Source organism: Botrimarina hoheduenensis, assembly GCF_007859815.1.
GTDB classification, from domain to species: domain Bacteria; phylum Planctomycetota; class Planctomycetia; order Pirellulales; family Lacipirellulaceae; genus Botrimarina; species Botrimarina hoheduenensis.
The window spans coordinates 185,823-207,086 of sequence record NZ_SJPH01000003.1; the positions used below are offsets into that span (position 1 = coordinate 185,823).

At 64.6% G+C, this 21,264-nt stretch carries 18 protein-coding genes; 7 read left to right on the forward strand and 11 right to left on the reverse strand.

What is annotated here, in order from left to right:
- Positions 1-66 precede the first annotated feature (66 nt).
- The 3 genes from Pla111_RS08020 to Pla111_RS08030 form a co-directional block, all read right to left on the reverse strand.
- A complete protein-coding gene (locus Pla111_RS08020; protein WP_231930830.1) occupies positions 67-2,127 on the reverse strand; it encodes an ABC transporter substrate-binding protein in 2,061 nt (686 codons plus the stop codon).
- Between the two features lie 294 nt (positions 2,128-2,421).
- Complete coding sequence (locus tag Pla111_RS08025; RefSeq protein WP_146573152.1) at positions 2,422-2,910, reverse strand: hypothetical protein; 489 nt, start codon at positions 2,908-2,910, stop codon at positions 2,422-2,424.
- The gene (locus Pla111_RS08030) at positions 2,907-3,380 is read right to left on the reverse strand and encodes a hypothetical protein (RefSeq protein WP_146573155.1); all 474 of its coding nucleotides are present in this window, start codon (positions 3,378-3,380) and stop codon (positions 2,907-2,909) included. Before Pla111_RS08030 ends, Pla111_RS08025 begins: the two co-directional genes overlap by 4 nt.
- A gap of 198 nt (positions 3,381-3,578) precedes the next feature.
- Here Pla111_RS08030 and Pla111_RS08035 point away from each other — a divergent pair, with 198 nt between their 5' ends.
- Positions 3,579-4,028: a flagellar basal body-associated FliL family protein gene (locus Pla111_RS08035; protein ID WP_146573157.1), complete on the forward strand. Its 450-nt coding sequence runs from the start codon at positions 3,579-3,581 to the stop codon at positions 4,026-4,028.
- Between the two features lie 39 nt (positions 4,029-4,067).
- Here Pla111_RS08035 and Pla111_RS08040 read toward each other — a convergent pair whose 3' ends face one another.
- From Pla111_RS08040 to Pla111_RS08050, 3 genes are all read right to left on the reverse strand, one after another.
- Positions 4,068-5,678 (reverse strand): proline-rich domain-containing protein, encoded by a 1,611-nt coding sequence (locus tag Pla111_RS08040; protein ID WP_146573159.1) that lies wholly within the window; start codon positions 5,676-5,678, stop codon positions 4,068-4,070.
- Entirely contained in the window at positions 5,671-6,387 is a 717-nt protein-coding gene (locus Pla111_RS08045; protein WP_231930838.1) for an RNA polymerase sigma factor, read from the reverse strand. The genes Pla111_RS08040 and Pla111_RS08045 overlap by 8 nt, the downstream gene beginning before the upstream one ends.
- Positions 6,388-6,688: 301 nt before the next feature.
- Positions 6,689-7,438 carry a sugar phosphate isomerase/epimerase family protein gene (locus Pla111_RS08050; protein WP_231930839.1) on the reverse strand — a complete coding sequence of 250 codons (750 nt, stop codon included), beginning with the start codon at positions 7,436-7,438 and terminating at the stop codon, positions 6,689-6,691.
- Positions 7,439-7,669: 231 nt separating this feature from the next.
- Here Pla111_RS08050 and sppA point away from each other — a divergent pair, with 231 nt between their 5' ends.
- From sppA to Pla111_RS08065, 3 genes are all read left to right on the forward strand, one after another.
- On the forward strand, positions 7,670-8,728 hold the full coding sequence (gene sppA / locus Pla111_RS08055) for a signal peptide peptidase SppA (protein WP_146573161.1): 1,059 nt from the start codon (positions 7,670-7,672) through the stop codon (positions 8,726-8,728).
- 108 nt (positions 8,729-8,836) lie between these two features.
- On the forward strand, positions 8,837-9,955 hold the full coding sequence (gene rlmN, locus Pla111_RS08060) for a 23S rRNA (adenine(2503)-C(2))-methyltransferase RlmN (RefSeq protein ID WP_146573163.1): 1,119 nt from the start codon (positions 8,837-8,839) through the stop codon (positions 9,953-9,955).
- A 158-nt stretch (positions 9,956-10,113) separates the two neighbouring features.
- Entirely contained in the window at positions 10,114-10,629 is a 516-nt protein-coding gene (locus tag Pla111_RS08065; RefSeq protein ID WP_146573165.1) for a hypothetical protein, read from the forward strand.
- An 8-nt stretch (positions 10,630-10,637) separates the two neighbouring features.
- Here the strand turns inward: Pla111_RS08065 and Pla111_RS08070 are convergent, their stop codons facing one another.
- From Pla111_RS08070 to folK, 4 genes are all read right to left on the reverse strand, one after another.
- Positions 10,638-11,912 carry a PDZ domain-containing protein gene (locus tag Pla111_RS08070; protein ID WP_197524861.1) on the reverse strand — a complete coding sequence of 425 codons (1,275 nt, stop codon included), beginning with the start codon at positions 11,910-11,912 and terminating at the stop codon, positions 10,638-10,640.
- Between the two features lie 149 nt (positions 11,913-12,061).
- A complete protein-coding gene (locus Pla111_RS08075) occupies positions 12,062-13,408 on the reverse strand; it encodes a prolipoprotein diacylglyceryl transferase (protein WP_146573169.1) in 1,347 nt (448 codons plus the stop codon).
- A gap of 16 nt (positions 13,409-13,424) precedes the next feature.
- On the reverse strand, positions 13,425-14,336 hold the full coding sequence (panC, locus tag Pla111_RS08080) for a pantoate--beta-alanine ligase (protein WP_231930841.1): 912 nt from the start codon (positions 14,334-14,336) through the stop codon (positions 13,425-13,427).
- Positions 14,337-14,344: 8 nt separating this feature from the next.
- Positions 14,345-15,082 carry a 2-amino-4-hydroxy-6-hydroxymethyldihydropteridine diphosphokinase gene (gene folK, locus Pla111_RS08085; protein WP_146573171.1) on the reverse strand — a complete coding sequence of 246 codons (738 nt, stop codon included), beginning with the start codon at positions 15,080-15,082 and terminating at the stop codon, positions 14,345-14,347.
- An 868-nt stretch (positions 15,083-15,950) separates the two neighbouring features.
- Here folK and hemE point away from each other — a divergent pair.
- Positions 15,951-17,975, forward strand: coding sequence for a uroporphyrinogen decarboxylase (hemE, locus tag Pla111_RS08090; protein WP_146573173.1), 2,025 nt, complete (start codon positions 15,951-15,953; stop codon positions 17,973-17,975).
- 177 nt (positions 17,976-18,152) lie between these two features.
- Here the strand turns inward: hemE and Pla111_RS08095 are convergent, their stop codons facing one another.
- A complete protein-coding gene (locus Pla111_RS08095; protein ID WP_146573175.1) occupies positions 18,153-18,413 on the reverse strand; it encodes a hypothetical protein in 261 nt (86 codons plus the stop codon).
- Positions 18,414-18,820: 407 nt separating this feature from the next.
- Here Pla111_RS08095 and Pla111_RS08100 point away from each other — a divergent pair, with 407 nt between their 5' ends.
- Together Pla111_RS08100 and ilvB are read left to right on the forward strand one after the other, a co-directional pair.
- Positions 18,821-19,069: a hypothetical protein gene (locus tag Pla111_RS08100; protein WP_231930842.1), complete on the forward strand. Its 249-nt coding sequence runs from the start codon at positions 18,821-18,823 to the stop codon at positions 19,067-19,069.
- Between the two features lie 305 nt (positions 19,070-19,374).
- Entirely contained in the window at positions 19,375-21,156 is a 1,782-nt protein-coding gene (gene ilvB, locus Pla111_RS08105; protein WP_146573177.1) for a biosynthetic-type acetolactate synthase large subunit, read from the forward strand.
- Positions 21,157-21,264 lie beyond the last annotated feature (108 nt).

Genomic DNA, 21,264 nt, shown 5'->3' on the forward strand with positions numbered 1-21,264 from the left:
GGGGTCTACGCGGGGCTGTGCCTGTGCTCTTCGCCGCAGGAAGTCCTCACTCTAAGGTGCCGGTGATCAGGGCAACAGACGCCAAATCGAACCGAAGCCCGGGCTGTAGCTGAAGGCACCACGCGGGCTGAACCGATAGCCGCGCAGCTGCTTGTTGAAGGCGTAGAACGAGCTGCGGGTGTAGAGGAACATGTAGGGCTGATCCGCGTAGATCAGATGATGGATCCGTCCGTACATCTCGGCTCGCTTCTCGCGATCAAACTCACGCTCGGCTTCAGCAAAGAGACGATCCACTTCTGCGTTCGAGTAGGAACCGTAGTTGCGCTCGCCGGGAGTGGCATAGATGTTGTTGCTGATGTACGGATCCGCCCCCGCGCCCCAGCCGGCCATCATCGCCTGAAAATTTCGCTGGAAGCTGCGTTCTTGGAGCACCGCCGCTTCGAGCGGGGCGATGCGGCAGAGCACGCCGATGCTCTCCAGGTTCTCGCGGAGCAGATTGCATATCGCGATGCGGTCGGGCTTGTTGCTGACAATCAGCGAGAACTCGAACGGTGTCACGCGGCCGTTGATCTCCTTGTCTCGGATGCCATCCCCATCGGAGTCCCCCCAGCCCGCCTCGTCGAGCAAGTCCTCGGCGCGATCGAGGTCGTACTCGAGCAGCTGCGGAGGCTCTTTGGGATAAGCCCACGACTGCGGATCAAAGATGCCTGTGGATCGGCCGAATAGCCCGAAGCACAGGTCGTCGAGCATTTCCTCGTAGTTCATGGCGTGGGCCATGGCGCGACGCACCCGCAAGTCATCAAAAAACGGGGACTTAAGATTCCAGCAGACATAGAAGAAGGTCGACTCTTCTCCCCGCACTTTGGTGTTGTTGCGGTAGAAATCGTCGCCCGAGGTTTGAGTCGTCCATTGCTCGGGCCCCAGCAGCGTCTCGTCGAGATCTCCTGATTTGAGCGCCAGCAACGACGTGTTTTGGTCCTCGAGGATCCGATAACGGATCTGCTTGAAGTAGGGGATCTCGCGCACCTGCTTCCCGTTGTGCTTATAGAACGACTCGCGACGGGCGAGCACCACCTCTTGCCCGCGGACGTGGCTCTCCAGCCCATAAGGACCGCCGACAACTGGCTTCTTCTCTTGCTGGATATGATGCGCGCTCTTACGTAGCGTGGGGTCCTCCGCGACCGAGTCGGCGTACACGTGCTCGGGCACGATCGTAAAGTTGAGGCTCCACACGTTGACCGCCGATGACTTCTTATGAAAGAAAGCCACGGTTCGATCGTCGTAAGCTTTCACCAGCTGGAGGTCGCTCGTGCCTGCGCGCATGGCCGGCACCGGCACGGCGGACGACATAATGAGTCGATAAGAAAACTCGACGTCGCGCGCGGTTATGGGCTTCCCATCAGACCAAGTGAGATCGTCGCGCAACACGACCAGGTCCACCATGCGGTCCTCGCTGGTGCGCCAAGACACAACGCTGTCGGCCGAGGCAAAGGGGTTCATCGCCCAGTCGAAACCGAAAAGAGCGAACGCAATCATCGACGCGATTTCCGACTCCGACATGCTGCTCACCAGAACCGGATTGGTCGAACGCAGGTCCTGTTGAAACGAGCGATTGATCGTCGCGTCGTAATCGACACGGCCCCCCTCCTCCGACGGAAGCACCGAGAGCGCGCTAAGAATCTTCTGATTCGCTTCTTCGGATTCGTTCTTCATGGCGAGCGCTTGCTCGACGCTCACCAGCGGCGGCTCGCTCTGCTTCTGCTTGCGTAGCCGCGCCATGGCATCAACCACCGGGCTATCGACCCAGGTCTTCGAAGCCTCGAGTGCTTCGAGCGTCGGCGGGGGGTCGAACGGTTTGATGAGATCGCCCAGCACGAACGGCGCGTCGGCGTCGGTCTCTATCGATGGCTCGTTGCCATCTTCCGCCTTGGTCGTTGGTCCCTCGGTCGTCGCGGCGGCTTCTGACGAGGCCGATGCCTCGTCCACGGCGGGCCCCCCGTCGCAGCCAAAGGCCGACAACATCAGAACGAACACTGCAAGCCACTCGGCACCGGTTCGCGGGATCTGCCGGCTGGCCCAACCGCTGTTCCGAGGTGGCCTTTGCTCCGCGTCGCGAAGAAATCGCATCCGATGCCCTGAGTGAAGGCGGCCTCTCGGGGCCGCGTTACCAGCGGCCGACACACCTGAGGGCCACTGCTGAACCGGCGGGGCCTACCCCACGCCATAAGCGGGGCAACCTAGCACGCCTTTTCCGGCTTGGTCAACGAGAGTCTACCGGACCGCCGGCTCGAAGCCCGTGCCGGGATCATTTCTGATGACAAACGGGACTCGAGAGCGGGCCGCGGAGAGGGGCCGCGGAGAGGGGCCGCGGGGCCAGGGTGGGGTGAGCCATTCGGGCAGCAGAGTGCTGCCGCCGAGCGGTCACTCGCTCATGTAGGCATAGTCGCTGATGAGCAACTCGCACTCGGGAAGCCGCGGCTCAATTCGGCGCAGCTGTGCTTCCATCCGATTGCGCAGCATAAGCAACTCGGGCTCCTGGAAGTCTCGCACCAAGCAAAGCCGGACACCGATCAGCGCCGCGCTGCGCAGACGATTCAAGCGTGAATCGAGCAATTGCTTCATCAGCGGCTCATGCTCTTTCGCTACCGAAATGTGCAGCACGAAGCTGAGCCGGATCTTTGCCCCTTCGACCGGCCGCACATCGCGGTAGTAGAAATCGCCCAGTTCCACACCGTACACGCCGGCCTGCGGTGCCTCGGCATCGACGGTACCGTTGGCGGTACCATCGGGGTTGGCCGTGGCGGCGCTCGTACCCACCAACAACCAAGCGGACACCACAAGCTTGATGAGCCAGCATGCCGGTTGGTGCCGCGGTGTGCTGGCAACTGATGAGTTGATGGCCGCCTTCATAGGGGTTCCTTCACGATGCGTGGGGTAGCGAGTCGACGGACGCCAAGACCGCCCAACAGCGGCTGGGTCGCGTCCAGCAAGTGTGCCTTCAGCGTTGACCACTCCGACTCCAACACGTCGTCACGAGCCGTATTGCGACAAACCTTGATGACCTCATTTCTTAGCCGCCCTTCATAACGATTCTTGTAACGCTCGACCCGTGCGCGGTGGACCGGGTCGACGATCGCAACCAAATCGAAGTCGAGCTCGATGAGGTTCTCCGACGAGAACCGCTCGGCACCGTCTTCGAGCAACACGGGAACCGGTATCAAGAACGACCCAAGCGGGACCTCGACAAGCTCTTCACGCGAAGGCATCAGCTTTATCTCGTCGAGCAGGCTCTTTGGTTCTTCAGCGCAGCCGCACGCCCCCAGCGCCAGCAGAGCGGGCGCGAGAGCGGCATGCAGCGGTTGGAGTCGTGGTGCGGACATCGCGGGTCACAAAAACTTAGGTCGGTCTGGCCGGCGTGGACGGCCAAGATGACCTACCCTTCAGAAGCAACCCCTGCGCGACCGGGCCCCTCCGCGCGATCACGCGGGTTGTAACGGTTTGACGTAGGATGCCCTCACCCGTAGCGCCTCCCTCCGCGTGGGGACCCCGCTAGTCCGGCCCCTCTTCGTTGATCAAGCATGTTGTCTCCCGCAATCCACCGTCTGACGCTCAGCGCGGCCCTGGCGGTCATTGCGCTCGGATTGCCCGGCTGCTACAACGGCGAAAAGCTGGTCGAACAGGTCCGCAAGCGCGCTATTCGCACACGCATGGACGAAGTGTCGCTGGGCTCGTTTCGGGTCACCCTGCCACCCTCGGCGGAAACCGGGGACATGACCGAACTCGATCTCGAAGTGTACGGCGAGGCACTCCGGTATCGGACCTCGAAGCTTAAACGTGAGCTCAAAGAAAAGTCTTTCTTGATCGGCGACCGTACGCTCCGCACGCTCCGTCAGATCCAACCCGAAGACTTGCTTGACCCGGACCTCGCTGAGATTCGCCAGCGCTTGCTGGAAGCCATCAACGGTGTGCTTGATGACCAATCGATCGAAGCGATCGGCTTCAACGAAGTCCGTTTGATGCGGCACTAAGGTGGGATCACCCCGGCAGCCCGCATGCAAGAGAGCGGATCAGCGTTGCGGTGGTTCTGGCTGTTCGGGGCGTCCCCGCCGCGGCCGACCTTCCGGGCTCAACTCGCGTGAAGGGGGCGGCTGGGGCGGACCAAACCGGCGAAAGCCTTCCCGACCGGCGGGTTCCGCCGGTCCGCGCGGCCCGCGCTCTTGAGGGCCACGCTCGAAGAAGCCTCGTTCGACCGTGTCCTCCGTCGTGACTCCCATCTGGGCGCCCCAGTCGTCGGTGAGACGGTCCATCATCGTGTTCGAGGGGAGCGCCAAATATTCGGCAAGCTGCTCGTTGCTAAGGCTCTCGAACTGCTCGCGTTGATCGTCCGGGGTGTCTTCCGAGGCCGCTTGGCCCAGAATAGCGAGCACCGCTTCGGTCCGCTCGCGGCCCGTTAGCGAGGCCTCTTCTAAAGCGACGCGGAGGCGCTCGGGCAAGCCTGTGACGATCTCCTCTTCGACCGCCGGCCAGCTCTCGCGAAAGGCGTTGCCGATCATCAGCCACAGCATATCTCCCCGATTTCTGCGGTCATCGCGCGCGGGGGCCCGTACGGGCGTTGCGCGCAGCGTGGCCTGACCGACCCGGCTCAGCGCCGCGGCGGGAGCGGAATCCAATCGCGCATCGATCACGCGGCGCAACTCGGGAGGAGCCGTGCGAGGGCCTCGGCGGGCGAACGCGTTCTCACGCGCCTGCGTGAAGGTTTCCGAACGCACCACGTCGCGCAGATGGCTTGCCAGGGCTGCGCGCTCACCGGGGGCAAGCGTAAGCGTTCTCTCCAGCCGCCAGCGGCGTAGTTTCTTGGCTACCCGTCGGGCACGCTGTTCGGGGCTCAGCTCCCGCAGCTCGGCGCGTTCCGCCGCGGAGAGACTCTCGGCATAGGCATAGTAAGCAGCCGCATAGCCAGCCAATCGCTCGGCATCTTCGGAAGCGACCAGCTCGGCATGTCGCTCGGCGATCCGCTCGGCGTTCCGGGAGTCGGTCTGATAAGAAGCAACGCGCTTCGCGATCGCGTCTCGCCGACTGCTATCGAGTGTCGTAAGCCACGCGAGACGCTCACTGCGGGTCATCTGATTCACCGTTAGCCAGTCGTCGGCTTCCGCGGCAATAACCGGGTCTTTGGCAGCGAGCGCCAGCTCGGGCGTGATCTGGGCGAGCGTTTCCAGATAGTCGAGGCTTTCAAACTGCTGCAGCGCATCAGCGGCGAGCGCTAGTGGTAGCGCCTTGAGGGTGCGCTGCTGGGGGACCCACGCCGCAAGCCAGACGACCGCCAACGCCCCGAACCCAGCGATTGCCGGCCAGATGAGCGGCAGCAGCCCTCGTTTGAGGCTGCCAAACCGTGATGCTCCGGCGCTGGTGTTGGTGATGCCGGTCCCCGCGGCCAGCGCGAGCGTGGTCCGCGTGAAGTCGGCATCTGTCTTTTCGACCGGCAGCGCGTCCAAGGCACGCCAGACTCGATCGAGCCCTTCGAGCTTAATGCGGGCCGCCTCGTTCGCCGCGATCTCTGCTTCGATCGCTTCGGCTTCTGCCAGCGGGAGTTCGCGGTCAAGGTAGGCCACGAGCCGCTCGTGCAAGAGCGGGTCGGCCGAACTCGATCGTCCATCGTGTTCGCGTGGGTCAATCATGGTCCGCCTCGTCGGGCAGAATTAATTCGATCGACCGATCCTCCGCTAACGAGAGCGAGAGCGTCTGATCGGTTGGTGCAATGCCATGGTCGAGGTAGGGCTCGAGCGCGTCACGCAGATTCTCGCGGGCGCGCGCGAGCAACGACTTTACGCCTTGAGCCGTCATGCCCAACACCTCGCCAATCTCGGCATAACCTAGGTGCTCGAACTTGGCGAGCATGACCGCCATGCGTTGGCGCTCGCCCAACGTGGCGATCGCTGCTTGCACCGCGGAGCGTAGCTCTTGGCGATCCGCAACGCGGGTTGGCATCGCACCGCTGGCGGCGACGGGGTCCAGGGCATGCGCGCCGGTTTCGTCGGGCGAAATGATCGGCATCCGCACCTCTTTTTTCCGCGCCATCCGCCGCCGCGCGTTCAGCGCAATATTCGTCGCAATGTGGTACAGCCAGGTGCTGAACTTGGCACCGGGCGCGTAGCGCTTGCGCGCCCGATAGACCCTTAAAAAGACCTCTTGAGCCAGCTCCTCGGCCAGCTCACGGCGGCCAACTTGGTAGGTCAGCACCGCGATCAGACGATCTTGGTGCCGCCGCACCAGCTCCTCGAACGCCGCCGGATCGTCCTCGCCCACGCGCAGCATCAGCCGCACGTCGGGATCCGACGCGGTATAGCGGGCCATCGTGCTGCGGCTGGGGTCTCGGCGGGATGCCAAGGCGAAACTCTTGCGACGTGGCGAAACGGATCGGGGAACAACGGTGTACCGGGGTCGCGCGGCGAACGCCTCGCCCGATCGCACTCGGGCGGGAACAACCTAGTCCGGGCTCCTGGGGGTCACCCCAAGCCCTGTGCCGCGCGACGGTTCCTAGTGTATCCGGCTGCCGCGTCTGCCAACCAACCCCGCTACCCTCGGCCGGTGCCGATAAAAGCCGGATAAACCCGACTTTCCCCGCTTCCTAGAAGGGTTCAAGCGCCAACCCACCGCCACCAAGCCCACACCTCCGAGGCGAGACCTTCTACAGCAGGCTTTCGAGCAACAGCCGCAACTTGCGCAGCTCAGCCCGATGCTCGAACTCTTCCATCGGGGTCATATGGACCCCCAGCGCGCGCCGGTACTTCGTCCGGCTAAGCTGCGCGATCAGCTTGCCATAATCGATATCTCCCTGCCCGACGCGCACCTGAAAAGCGTTGGGCTTGCTGTCGCGGAGATGCACATGGCGGACAAATTCCAGCAGCTTGTCGATCGGCTTGCCCTGGTGCGGGCCCGCCAGATAGCAGCTTGGATCGAACGTCAGGCCCAGCCCCTTCACGTGCTGGCAGAATAGGGCGGCAGTGTCGGCGTCTTCGGTCATTGTGCCGATGCCCGTCTTGAGCGCGACGACGGCCCCCTCGAATGCGGCGATCGCCACGAGCCGCTTGAGCCGCTCGATCTCTTCGTTAAACGGTGTGCCCAGCGGCGAGGCGGGCACAACGAGCGTCACCACCTTGATCGCCTTGGCAAGCTTCGCACAGGCATCAAACTGTTCGTAAAAGGCTTCCCCCTCAGCCTCGATGCCCAGGCTCAACGCCGCGACATCGAGCCGCCGCGTCGAGCTGCAACGCAGCGTCGCGGCCTCAGGATCGGCCAGCACCTGGCTGGGCCGGAGCCAGCCTCCTGTCTCGTGCAAAGCTAACTCGACGCTTGTGAAGCCGAGGTCCACCATGACCTCGAGCACCTCATCAGCGGCGACATCGGGCAAACACTCGGTCGACGCACAGATAAACACGCGAAGCTCTCCTAGCGGCGCAGGTCGGGGGGGCAGATCAATCTAGGGGGTTACTCTAGCGGCAGTGGCGCGGGGCGGGCAACACCGTACGTCGACTTGTCGGGGCTTAAACCCTCAGCACAGGGTGGCGAGCGTTGGTGGTTGGGCCCCCCCGCCTTATGATCGAGCTCTACCGGGGCCAACGCCCGCTTCGCCCCCCCTATTCCGCCCGCCTTTGACCACCCTGGCGCCATGGATCCGCTTGCTTCCCCCGCCCCCGTGTCGCCCCCTCAGACCATCGTCCTCCAGCCGCGTGAGAGCCTCTTCGGCCGGTTTGGCAAGCTCCTCTTGATCGCTTTGGGCCTGTGCGTGCTGACCATCATGGGGCTCTCTGCTAGCTATCGGCAGTACTTTGGCGACGGCGAGGGACCCACCGAAAAGCACTACTCCCTGAGCCGCGAGGCAACGCAGAAGATCGCGGTTTTGAAGGTCTCCGGGGCCATCATGGAGGCAGACGACTTCGTAGAGCAACAGCTCGAGAAGATCGAAAAGGACCCCAACGTGGTCGCGATCGTCATGCGGGTCGATTCTCCAGGCGGGACCGTCACCTACAGCCATCGGCTTTACCACAAAACGCGCGCGTTGCTCGCCGCTCGCAAGCTGCCGCTGGTGGTCAGCATGGGCAGCCTGTGCGCCAGCGGCGGCTACTACCTGGCGATGGCGGTCGGCGATGAGCCCGACACGATTTATGCCGAACCGACCACCTGGACCGGCTCGATCGGCGTGGTGATCCCGCTCTACAACTTCTCGCGTCTGATGGGGGTCACCGGCGTGCAAGATCAGTCGATCGCTAGCGGCGATCTGAAGCTCATGGGGAGCCCCACCCGCCGCATGGAAGAGCGCGAGCAGCAGGTGCTGCAAACGCTGGTGGACGAGTCTTACGAGCGGTTTAAGGGGATCGTCGCGGCCGGCCGGCCCGCCCTACGCGATGACCCCGAGGCACTTGCCGCGGTGGCCACCGGGCAGATCTTTAGCGCCGATCAGGCCAAAGAGCGGGGCCTGGTAGACCGGATCGGATTTCTGGAAGACGCGATCGAACGCGCCGCCGAGCTCGCCGGCGTCTCGCTCGATGACGTCCGCGCCGTGGAGTACGGCAAGAAGGTCTCGCCCGTGGAGCAGTTGCTCGGAGCGGTCACGCCTGTCCCGTCGGGCGAAGCTCACGGACCCGATTTACGGGGATTCATCGAACTGGCCGCCCCGCGAGCGTATTATCTATCGACGCTGGCACCGGTGCTGCTCGCCCCCCGCTAGTGCCGGCGCGGGCTCAGCTCGTGCTGTGCCGACACTCCCCGTCCCCCCCTCGCCCTGGCCGCTCCCGCGCTCCCGAGCACCGCCCGCTGGACTTCTCCGAAATAACGCGTGACCACTCCCCATCTGCTCAACGACCTCGACACCCTGCTCGCCGATGCCGGCAAACAGCATGGTCTGCCCGCGTACCGCGTGAAGCAGGTTCGGCGCTGGCTGTTTGAAGGGCGGGCCGAGTCGTGGGACGCGATGAGCAACCTCCCCAAGCCGCTCCGCAGCAAGCTGGCTGAAGAGCTGCCGCTGTGGTCCACCAGCGTCGCCCGCCATACCGCGGCCGACGATGGCACGGAAAAACTCCTGCTGGCGCTCGACGGCGGCGGCCGCATCGAGTGCGTTCTGCTGCGCGAAAAGGTGCGCCGCGGGGCTGCGGCCGCCGGCTCGGTCCGACGCACCATGTGCATCAGCACCCAGGTCGGATGCGGCATGGGATGCGTTTTTTGCGCGAGCGGCCTCGACGGGGTCGAGCGCAACCTGAGCCGCGGCGAGATTATCGAGCAGGTGCTCCGCTTGCAGCACCGCATGGCACCCGACGAACGGCTCAGCCATCTGGTCATCATGGGCATGGGCGAGCCGCTGGCGAATCTCGACAATCTGCTCGCAGCGCTGGCTGACATTAGCTCGGCCGAGGGGCTGGGAATCAGCGGACGACGCATCACGATCTCGACGGTCGGCCTGCCGGCCGCCATCCGTCGCTTGGCGCGCGAGGCACCGCAGTATCGGCTGGCGATCTCGCTGCACGCGCCCAACGACGAGCTGCGGAACCGCATCGTGCCCGTTAACGACAAGATCGGTATCGAGGCGATCATGGCAGCGGCCGACGAGTTCTACACCGTCTCGGGACGCCGCCTGACGTTCGAGTATGTGCTGCTCGACGAGATCAACGATCGGCCCGAGCACGCACACCAATTGGTGCGGCTACTCCGCGAGCGGAACGCGCTGCTGAACGTGATCCCCTACAACCCCGTGGCAGGGCTACCCTATCGCACCCCCTCGCGCGAGGCGCAGCAGGAGTTTGAGCGGGTGCTGACCGACGGGGGTGTGCCCGTGAAGTTCCGGCACCGCAAGGGAGACAAGATCAACGCCGCCTGTGGTCAGCTGCGGCGCAGCACCCCAGCGGAAGCGACGCCGCTGGTGATCCCCGCGCCGAGCGGATCGGAATCGCTCGGCAATTGAAGGGGCAGCTTGTCCCTCGGAATTGCGCCCAACCTGCTCTAAAAACCCGAAGCGTTCCGGTCGTAGTACCCGCACGGAATCGGTCTGGCCGCCGATCGGGGAGATCGCTACCGTTCGCGCCGCGAACGGTGTTCCGATCACCCCCGAGACGAGTCGCGATGACTCGCTTACGGCGCCCTCTGCTAGCACTGGCAATCGGCTTGGTTCTGATTGTTGGCGGCTGCGCGACGATCATCAGCGGACGCACCAGCGACGTGCAGCTCGTCTCGAGTCCGCCCGAAGCGCGGGTGGTTGTCCAAGACGCCGAAGGAAAGGTGGTCGCCCAGGCGATCACGCCTGCTTCGGTCTCGCTCAAACGGTCGCGCAAATGGTTCCGCCCGGCTCGCTACACGGCAACTTTCGAGAAGTACGGCTACGAAACCGCTCAAGCGACGATTGATCCGACGTTCAACCCCTGGGCGATCGGCAACCTTGCTGTGGGAGGCGGTCTGGGCGTGGTGGTCGATGTCGCGACCGGTGCCCTCTATCGCTTTAAGACCGACAATGTCCAGCAGGCTCTGGCCGCCACGAACATGGGGCAACCCCCGATGTTGATTTCCGGCAGCCAGCCCACCCCCCCAGCGCCTCAAACAGCGGTTCGCACCGCTAGCGCAGCAAACGAAGTACGACGGTAGCGCGCAACTTACTCCGCCGGCACCACCAGTTCGGTGGGACCTTCTGCGGCGGCCTCGGGCTGGTCGGCAGGAGTTGGCACCGCTTGGAGCGGCGCGATCACCTCGGGCACTATAGCTTGGAGCTCGGGGGCTTGGAGCTCAGGGTCTTGGGGCTGGAAGGCCTGAGGCTGGGGCGGAACGCCAAACAGGCGCGGGGCTCCTTCGAGCGGATCGCCCGGCATCTGCTGCCGGAACCGATCCAGCTGTGCTTCCATCTGCTGCAAACGCTGCTGCACATCTCCCGCCATTGGGTCCCCGTTGGGCAGGATCCACGCCTGCGGGGCACCTTGTCTGCTGAGCAGGCGCTGTACCATCGGCCGCACATCGTCGGGCAACTCGGCCAACGCCGCTTCGTCGTCCGCGTCGAAGCGCCATTCATCCGCCGGGCCGTTGGGATTCGTACGCCGCACGGTCACTTCGGCGGGGCCGTTGTTGCTCTGAGTAATGCTGACCGACACGCCGCTAGGCAGCGCCGCGGGAAGCTCCCCGGGCAAGTTGGGCGGGACGAACGGCGGGGCCTCGCCTGCCCCCAGCCGAGGGTCTTGTTGATCCAGCTCCGCGAGCTGTTCCTGTAACAGTCGGTCCAGGCCCCCCTCTGCAAAGAGATTCGGGTCGGCTAGTCGTTGGCTGAGCCATTGGCGCAACCGACCGCGGGCGGCGTCGCCCGGTTGGGGACCAACCATCGGCGCGCTCGGCGGAGCGATCGCTTGCAAGACGGGCTTGAGAAACACGGTCTGCGGTCGGCCCTTGCGGAGCAACTCGAGCACGAGCTGCGCCTTGTTCTCGCCCGCTTCGCCCACCGCGTCAGCCAATTGGGCAACACTCGCGATCGGCTTGTTATTCACATGGGTCAGGATATCCCAGGGTGCCACGCCCGCCGCGGCGGCGGGGCTCTCGGGCGTGACCTCGCGGACCAATAAACCGGGGGCGTCTCCCAGATCAAGCTGCGCGAGCACCTCGGGCGGCGTCGGCGTTGCAGCGACGCCGATCCAGTACCGTCCGACACGGGTCTCACCTTCAACAGGAAGTGTGGGCTCGCTGGGCTCGATAAAACCGGGCCGAAGCAGCCGACGCGGGCGATTGCGGAAACGGCGTGCTGGGGCGTCGGCCGCGTCGACGCTGCTGTCAGCGTCGGCGGTGGGGCCGACGGGAACGAGTCGCTCCGCGGCGGGTTCAGCGTCCGCGGGGGCGGCGACACCAGGCTCGACAAGTTCGGCGGCTTCGACCCCCCTTAGGGGGGCCACCAAAGCAAACGCCACAAGCGCCAAAGCAAAATACACCAGGCGAGGGAAGGCTGGGGATAGCACGAATCTCTTGCCTCCGGCGAGGGGGGTGGCAACCGGCCGCCACGGCGATCTGCCGAACGGCTCCCAAACTAATGACTGCCCTAAGTCTACGCCGCAGTCGGCGCGGGGGTTCCGACTTTGCTGTCAGAGCCCTGAGAAATCCCCGGCCACAGCGCAGCCGGTCGGGTTAGCACGACCCACCATCCGAGGGCCGCGGCTGCTAGCAGCACCAAGCTCAGATTCTGCGAGATGCTCATCCCCGTGCCGAGAAAATCGGCCTCGTCGATGCGGATCATCTCGAGCAAAAATCGGCCGATCGGGTACAGCGTTAGCATGGTCAGCAGCACCGTCCCGTCGCGCCGTCGCAGGGGGTAAAGCGTCCACAGCAACCACGCCAACAGCGCGGCGTTGATCGTGCTGTAGATCTGGGTGGGATGCACCGGTCGGCTGCGCCGCAGCGTGGAGGCTGGCAGGCGGAGCGTCTCACCTCGCGCCAGACGGAGCTCGACCGGACGTCCCGCTGCGTAGGCCGCGCGAAAGCCGGCCGCCGCTTCGTAGGCCGATCGGGTCGCGACACCATCGACCGCCAGCACACGCTCGCCAGCGTGTTCCGCAGGAAGGTCGATCGTTAGCGATTGCCCGTCCGTGGCCGTCCTGAGCCGCACGCCGTGAAGCTCGCCGCGAGCAAGCTGCTCTTCGAACGGGGGGCTCGTCGGCGGGAATGTAACGGCCCACGGAAGTTCGCAGGGGCCACCAAAGCAGCAGCCGTTCATCAAGCAACCCACGCGGCCGATCGCCAGCCCGGCTAACAGGCTCGGAGCGATCAGATCAGCCAGGGCAAGTGCCGGCAGACGATAACGCCAAGCAAACGCCAGAAAGCCGAGCGTCGCACCGATCAGCGATCCGTAGACCACCAGCCCCCCTTCGGTGAACCGGAACGCATCGAAGACCGCTTCACGCCACGGCAGCGCGGCGTAGCGCACCTCCCAGTACTCGATCACGAAGAACAGGCGCGCCCCCACGATGCCCGGAATAAACAACCACCACAGCGCGAGCGAAAGGACCGTGTCGGCGTCGATGCCACGCGACCGGGCCCGATGGATACTCATGACCAGCCCCACGGCAATCGCCGCCACCAGCAACACCCCGTAGGCACGGATCGGCACGCCGGCAGGAGCCAGCCGGGGTGTCAGGAGCAGTATCGCGGCGGCCACTCCCGTCGGTGGCAGCAGCCCCCACAGGTCGGCCTGGGCACCGTGAGCGCGCTTGCTCCACAAAGCATACAGCCCGACACCCAGCAGCAACGCAACCAGTAGCGCTCCCCCACCAAACAGCGGCACGCCCCCCCACTCTAACGGGATACGGAACAGCTCGCTGCGCATCGACGTGAACCGTTTGTGCTTAAAGGGGGAGGTGATGAAACGAATCGCATGCTGTTGGCCGACAGGGGACATAGCCCCGACGGACAACCTAGGCGAGCAGCCGGTTATCGATCAACCGCGTTCTTCCGACACGCGCCGCAACCGCAACGACAGTCGGGCCGGTGAGGTGCTCGACTTCTTCGACCGTGCCGTCGGCCATGAACGCGACATAGTCGGGCTCCATGCCCTCAGCACTATCAAGCCGCTCCAGCGCCGCGGCTCGCAAGGGCTCCACACGGCGTTCGCCCTGGGTAACCAAACGCTCGACGATTTCCAGCGACTCGGGCACGGCGAGCGCTTGCTGGCGTTCGCGGGGCGACAGATAAGCGTTGCGAGAGCTCATCGCCAAACCATCGGGCTCGCGCACCGTGGGGCACACCACAATCTCGATTGGTAGCAGTAGATCCGTCACCAGCCGCCGCACGACGACCGTTTGCTGATAATCCTTGCGACCGAAATACGCGCGATCAGCGGGCACGGCACCGAACAGCTTGGTGACCACCGTCGCCACGCCGCGAAAGTGGGTCGGACGGCTGGCCCCCTCCCAGGGCATCGCTACGGACCCCACATCAACCGTGGTCGCATCTCCCGGAGGATAGATTGCTTCGACGGCAGGCAGCAGCACCGCGTCGGCCCCGGCGGCTTCCAGCCGCCGCAGATCGTCTTCGAGCGGTCGCGGGTAACGTTCGTAGTCTTCGTTAGGGGAAAACTGGGTTGGATTCACAAACAGGCTGACGACCACGCGATCGCATTCGCGTCGTGCGCGATCAACCAGGCTTGTATGTCCGGCGTGGAGAGCCCCCATGGTCGGCACAAAACCAACCCGCGCCCCCGCCGATTGCGCGTCGCGCACCCACTGCCGCACTGCTGCGACTTCTTCGATTTGTAAGGGTGCGGCCATGACGGCGGGCGTGATCTCTTCGGCAACGAAGGCAACAGGCAAAGCAACGACAGCAGACACCCTCCCGATCAGCCGCGTGCTGGCCAAACGCACTCGATCGCGGCCGCGATCTCCTCGTCAACCCGCTGGGGATCGCAGTCCGCAATCCTCAGCCGCGGTGCCGCGGTGGCGAGGCCTTCGACGGTCGCGTCGATCCACAGACCTACTGGAGGCGAGCCGCTGGCCAGGGTCTCCGATTCTCGCACGTCGAGAGCCACGCCGCGAGGCTCGGTCGACGCCTCCACCAGCGTCCGCAGAAGTTCGACCGTGCGACGCGCTCCGCAAAGCGCGACCCTTTGGGGTGGATTTTCCAGCTTTGCGAGCAGGCCGGCCAACGTTGCCCCAAGCTCCGGATGCTGCCAATCCGGGGCCACCTCAGCGGCAGGCCGTAGCACGAAGGGCCGAAAAGATAGCCGCGGGTGCGGGACCCGCAAGGCCGGAGTCTCGATCACAAGATCATCGTAAGCCAACAGATCCAGGTCGAGCACGCGTGCCGACCAGCGGACCGAATCGCGCGGTCCGATCAAGCGTTCGGTCTGCTGACAAGCCTCGAGGACCTCTACGGGAGAGGCCTCGGTTTGGAAGCGTGCAACCGCGTTGAGAAAAACGCTCTGCCCTGCGGGCCCCCCCACGGGAGTGGTCTCGTGTCGCGCGCTCTCGACCAACGAACCTTTGATCGCGATCCGTTGGAGCTGCGCGATTGCGTTGGAGAGGGCCGCGTTTGGATCGCCTCGATTCGAGCCGAGCGCGACCAGGCAGAGCGGCATCGACGATCTCGTTGGCAAGAACGGCGGCGAGCGGGAAGACGCCCGCTCGCCGCGGCTCTAACAAAAAACGGGAGGGGACAATCCGTGTCGCGGGATGATCGAAATCAAGCTCCGCACGTTTTCGGTCCTTCGGTGCCGTCCCTCAATACCTCGTAGCAGTCCTTGCCGCTGAATCGATCGGTTTTGCTGGCCAGTTCGACCACAGCGGGTCGAACGCCCTCCAAACCGCTGCGGTTTGTCGTGCTGCTGTGCCCGGGTGTGCTGATGTGTCCGTGAGGCTGCCCGTCTTTGTCTCTAGACCAATTGGGGGGTGCCCCCCCGTCGTCGGGTTCCTTCTCGGGCCTTTCGTCAGGTCCTTAAGATGGGAAGCGGTGCGCCACAGCAACAACGGCGTGCGGCGGACATCCGTTAGTTCGCTCGGCTGGCGGTGGTTAATTGCTAGGCACGTCGTTGGTCGGCGCATAGCAATCCCCGAGAGTAAACAGATTTCGCGCAGAAAACCGGCACCAGTACGGCGCTCGATCGATCGGTGCGACAGGCCGTGTGCAACGATAAAAATATCGGCGAACTCAGCTGTCAGCATTGCGCGACAAGCGGGAGACCAGCGTCGGCGACGTGTCTCCCTCGCACGCCCAGGAGTTTTGCGAAGCGCTCCAGCAATGTCAAGCAGCTTTCTCAAAGGCGCGATTAAGAGACGGGTCTCGCTGCGGTCGGAGCGCTGCGGGCGAAGGGAGTAAGACGCTAGAATCGTCGTGAGATTCTCGCGCCCGTGCGCTGGCTTCGATTCAAACCGAAACGTCAGCCACCAACGGCGCTAGCGGTTCCTTGATGCCCTCCTTTGATACCCTTTGCGGATAACGTCTCGTTGATGAGCGACTCCACTTCGTCCTCAGAAGCCGTTCCCCCCGCCTCCTTCGCGGGGCTGCGTGTCGCCGCGATGGAGAGTCGTCGGGGCGAAGAGATGGCACGTCTGATCCAACGCATGGGGGGCGAAGCGCTCGTCAGCCCTTCGATGCGTGAGGCGCCGATCGCCGAGAATCGCGCCGCGATCGACTTCGCCAATCGGTTGATCGCCGGGCAGATCGACGCGGTGCTGCTGCTCACCGGCGTCGGCACGAAGATGCTCGTCGAGCAGATCGAACGCCACGTGGGGCGTGAGCGTTTCCTTGCCGCGCTGTCGGACGTGCCGCTGATTGCAAGAGGGCCTAAGCCGGTCGCGGCGCTGCGCGAGCTGGGGCTTACGCCAACGCATCGCGCGCCGGCCCCCAACACGTGGCGCGAGGTGCTCACCACGCTCGACACCGAACTGCCCGTCGCCAATCTTACGATCGGTCTCCAAGAGTACGGCGAGAGCAACCCCAGCCTGATCGCCGGGCTTGAAGCGCGGGGGGCCATCGTGCATCGCGTGCGCGTTTACGAATGGGCTCTGCCCGCCGACACCGCTCCGCTCGAAGCTAACGTACAACGGCTCGTCAACGGTGAGATCGACGTGCTGCTGCTCACGTCGGCCAATCAGCTCAATAACCTGTTGGGGGTCGCCGAGAAAGAGGGTCTGCTCAACGAAGTCCGACGCGGTCTGCGCGAAACGGTCATCGCCTCGATCGGCCCCACCACCAGCGAGCGGCTCCGCCAACTCGAACTGCCGGTAGATATCGAGTCGAGTGCGGGTTCGATGGGCCGACTCGTGATCGAGGCGGCGGAACGCTGTCACGAGGTACGCACGCTTAAGGCCCAGGTACAGAATCTGTTGAGCGCTGCACGTCCCCAACCGATGGCCCCCTCGTCCGATGCGCTGGTACGCCAGCAGGCGCTGCGCGAAGCCTCGGCCGGCAAACCCTGGGGGGAAAGTGACTTCTTGCGCGCCTGCCGACGCGAGCCCGTCTCGCGCACGCCGGTGTGGCTCATGCGGCAGGCCGGCCGCTACATGCCGGAGTACCGCGCGGTTCGCGAAAAGGTCGGCTTCCTGGAGTTGTGCAAAAATCCCGCGCTGTGCAGCGAGGTAATGTGCACCGCGGTCGATTACCTGGGGGTCGACGCGGCAATCATCTTCAGCGACCTGCTGCCGATCCTCGAACCGATGGGACTCGACCTGGAGTTCAGCAAGGGGGACGGTCCCGTCATTCACAACCCCGTCCGCGAGGCAGACGACGTGGATCGGGTGATCGATCTCGAGAGCGTTGAGGCGTTGCACTACGTCGTGGAGACCGTTCGCCAGACCCGCGACGACCTGAGCGACCGCCTGCCATTGATCGGTTTCGCCGGCGCTCCGTTTACGCTTGCCAGCTACGCGATCGAAGGGGGCGGCAGCCGCAACTACCTGCACACCAAGACGCTCATGCTGCGTGACGAAGGCGCATGGCGCGCGCTCATGCAACGCCTCGCACGAGCGGTAACGCTGTACCTCAATGCGCAGATAGCCGCCGGTGCTCAAGCGGTTCAGCTGTTCGACAGCTGGGTCGGCTGCTTAGGCCCCAACGACTATCGGCGTTATGTGCTGCCTTACACGCAGCAGGTCATTCGCGGGCTCGATCCCCGAGCCGCGGTTATTCACTTTGCTGCTGGCAATCCCGCGCTGCTTCCGCTGGCGGCCGAAGCGGGGGGCGATGTCGTGGGCATCGATTGGCGGGCCAACCTGGCCGAAGCCTGGAATCAACTCGGGCCCGGCGTGGCGGTGCAGGGCAATCTTGATCCGCTCACGCTCCTTGCCGATCGGTCCACCATCGAACGCCGCGCCGCCGCGCTGCTCGAGAGCGTTGCCTTTCCCGAAGAAGGCGGTCGCCCCGGCCATATCTTCAATCTGGGACACGGCATCGTGCCCCAAACCCCGCCCGAAAACGCCCGCGCCTTGGTGGACTTTGTCCACACGCATAGGGCCGGGGCTGGCCCCCGCTAATACGCAATGCGATCAGCTGCGGCAGCTCGTATCGATACGGGCAGGCATTCGCCAGTTGTACGACGAGCCAAGGGGGCCGAGCGGTGGGGACTGCCCCTGAACCTCGCCAACAGCGCGATCAATCGCGCCGCCAAGCGCTAGCAAGCGAGCGAGCCCTAAGCGGTTCACCGGAGCCGTTCAGGCCACGGGGCGGCGGAAGTGCTGATAAGCCATCAGCACCTCGTACAGGTCCGCGGACAGGGTCATCTCCTCGTCCTCGAAGTCACGCAACCAGGTGCGTTGGCTGAGCACCGCGTCGGCAATCAGCGGCAACACCGCCGCAACCGAGGCGGTCACCCGCTTGCGATCGTCCGACACCCGTGCCGACGGTGTCGGCTTGGCCGCGCGAGCAGCCTCGTCTTCAGGGCCGCGATAAATCTTCAGGTGGCTAACTTGCATCCGGCCGGTCCCTCGGCGAATCCGTGAGTCAACACGTTGTGCATCGGCAAGCGTTGCAGCTCACGCGTCGCAGTCCGTACCCGAATCAGATCGGCAATGCCGACTGGCACGGTTGAGCCGAATAGCGCGGATTGTCGGGAAGCCGCACCGGCTAGCGATGGTGTTGCTAGCACCCCCCGTGAGTTTACCGAACCGACGCAACCCGTCACGCAAGCTCCCGCGGTGACCGTTACCCGGCAGTTTGCCTGCGGCCTTGGTGGCGAGCGTTCCGATAGCGCTCAGTGCTAGCTTGCTTAACCACCGGACTTGCTTAACCTGCGGGCCAGTAAGTGGCGGGCCCAAACTGTGGGGCACAAACAATCGGGCGGAACCGACACCGGGTCGCTCTGCCGTTCACCCTGACTTCCGTGCGACGCGGTCAACTGACCATGTGGCGATCCTTTTTTCTGGCGATCGGCGTGTACTGTTGCTTGCTGGGTCTTGAAGCCCTGGCAATCAACCGTGCGGTGCTCAAGCCGCAGGTGCGCTCCGGGCAGGTGGTGAGCCCCTCGCGTAACGTGACCCCCCCCGAGTGGGCCCCTTGGAGCCTGCTTTCGGGCGGGGCGGTGGTGGTGCTGTACTCGCTCACCCTCCACCGGGCGGGCGGAGGGGATTGAGCCAGTCGGCTCGCACCGTTTTTCGAGCTTACGGCCAGCAAGAACCGCTTTCATGCCTGCCCGATTGCTCGCGCACGGGCTCAGGTCTTTTTAGCCAATGGCGGCGGATACCGGCCGCACCGATCCGATCCCGGCAGGGGGGCCAAGCGCGGGCGGCGGGGCGTTCGGGCTCCGATTGTTGCCCCAACCGCACCCTGCTGCCTAAGATACAGGATTACCTTCACCTCACCTGGCTGCTGCCCTAGCTGTCCCGGCGGGGTCCGCCCGTTCCGCTTCCCTACCGCGACCCGTTGTCGCCTTCCGCCATGCCCGCCACGACCGCCGAGCCGAAGACCAAGAGCCAACTGACCTCCGGGGCCGACATCCTGGTGCAGTCGCTGCTGAATCACGGCGTCGATACGATCTTCGCCTACCCGGGCGGGTGCAGCATGCCGCTCCACCAGGCGCTCACGCGTGTGCAGGACCAGCTGCGGACGATCCTGCCCCGCCACGAGCAGGGGGGGGCCTTCGCCGCTCAGGGGCTCGCGCGCAGCACGGGCAAAGTGGGGGTCGCGATGGCCACTTCAGGCCCCGGTGCCACGAATCTGGTGACGGCTATCGCCGACGCCAAGCTCGACAGCATCCCGCTGGTCTGCGTCACGGGTCAGGTGCCCACCGCGGTCATCGGTTCCGATGCGTTCCAAGAGACCCCGATGGTCGAGGTCTGCCGCGGCATCACCAAGCACCACTACTTGGTGACGGACGTCAACGACATCGCCCGCGTCATGAAGGAGGCGTTTCTGATCGCCTCGACCGGCCGGCCGGGGCCGGTGCTCGTGGACGTGCCGAAGGACATCCAGCTCGCACAGTGCGTACCCGATTACGACTGCAAGCTGAACCTGCCGGGCTACAACCCCGCCAAGCCACTCGCCGCCCCCGAGGCAATCCGCCAAGCCGCGGCCGCCATCAAGCGCGCCAAGCGCCCGGTCATTTACGCGGGCGGCGGCGTCGTGCTGAGCGACGCCTCGAAGGAACTCCGCGAGCTCGTCGCCAAGACCGGCATCCCCACCACCATGACGGTCATGGGTCTGGGCGTGTACCCGGGCACCGACGAATTATCGCTCGACATGCTCGGCATGCACGGCAGCGTCTACGCGAACTACGCTGTCGATGAGGCCGACCTGCTGATCGGCCTAGGCGTGCGGTTCGACGACCGGGTGACCGGCAAGCTCGAAGCGTTCTGCAAGCACGGCAAGATCATCCACATCGATATCGACGCCGCGGAGATCAACAAGAACAAGCCAGCCCACATCCCCGTGCAGAGCGACGTGAAGTACGCGCTGCAGGAGCTGAACAAGATCGTCGAAGCGCCGGAGGACATCTCCGCCTGGGTCGCGCAGTGCAAGAAGTGGAAAGCCGATCACCCGTTCGATTACGATCGCACGTTCCCCGGCATCACCCAGCAGCACGCCATCGAGAAGCTCTGGCAGATGACCGCCGAGCGCGATCCGGTCATTACGGTCGGCGTCGGCCAGCACCAGATGTGGGCCGCCCAGTTCTACAAGTTCCAGGAACCGCGTACGTGGCTGAGCTCCAGCGGCCTGGGCACCATGGGCTTCGGCCTGCCCGCCGCGATGGGCGTCCAAGCGGCTTTTCCCGGCCGACTGGTGATCGACATCGACGGCGACGGCAGCTTCCAGATGAACATCCAGGAGCTCTCGACCCTGGTCTGTGAGAAGCTCCCCGTGAAGGTGTTCCTGCTCAACAACCAGCACCTGGGCATGGTGGTGCAGTGGGAAGACCGCTTCATGGCTGGCAACCGCGCGCACACCTACCTGGGCCCGATCGACAAGCCCGAGTGGTCGGGCGAGGGAGACGGCATCGGCGAGCTCGATCACGCCAACCGTTACGCAGACTTTGTCGGCATCGCGAAGGCCTACGGCTGCGGCGGTGCTTATGTCGGTAAGAAGGAAGACCTCGAAGCCGCCATCAACGAGATGCTCGACTACGACGGGCCGTTCGTGCTCGACGTGGCGGTCCCCTACCAAGAGCACGTGCTGCCAATGATCCCCAGCGGCATGACCGTGAAGGACATTATCACGAAGTGATGCAGGGGGGCGTGGTTTAGACGACCTGCAACTCATCGCCCCTCGCGTAGCAGCGAAAAGTCAGACGGTTACTGCGCGGCCCTTGTCGTAAGCTGATACCGCCGATTG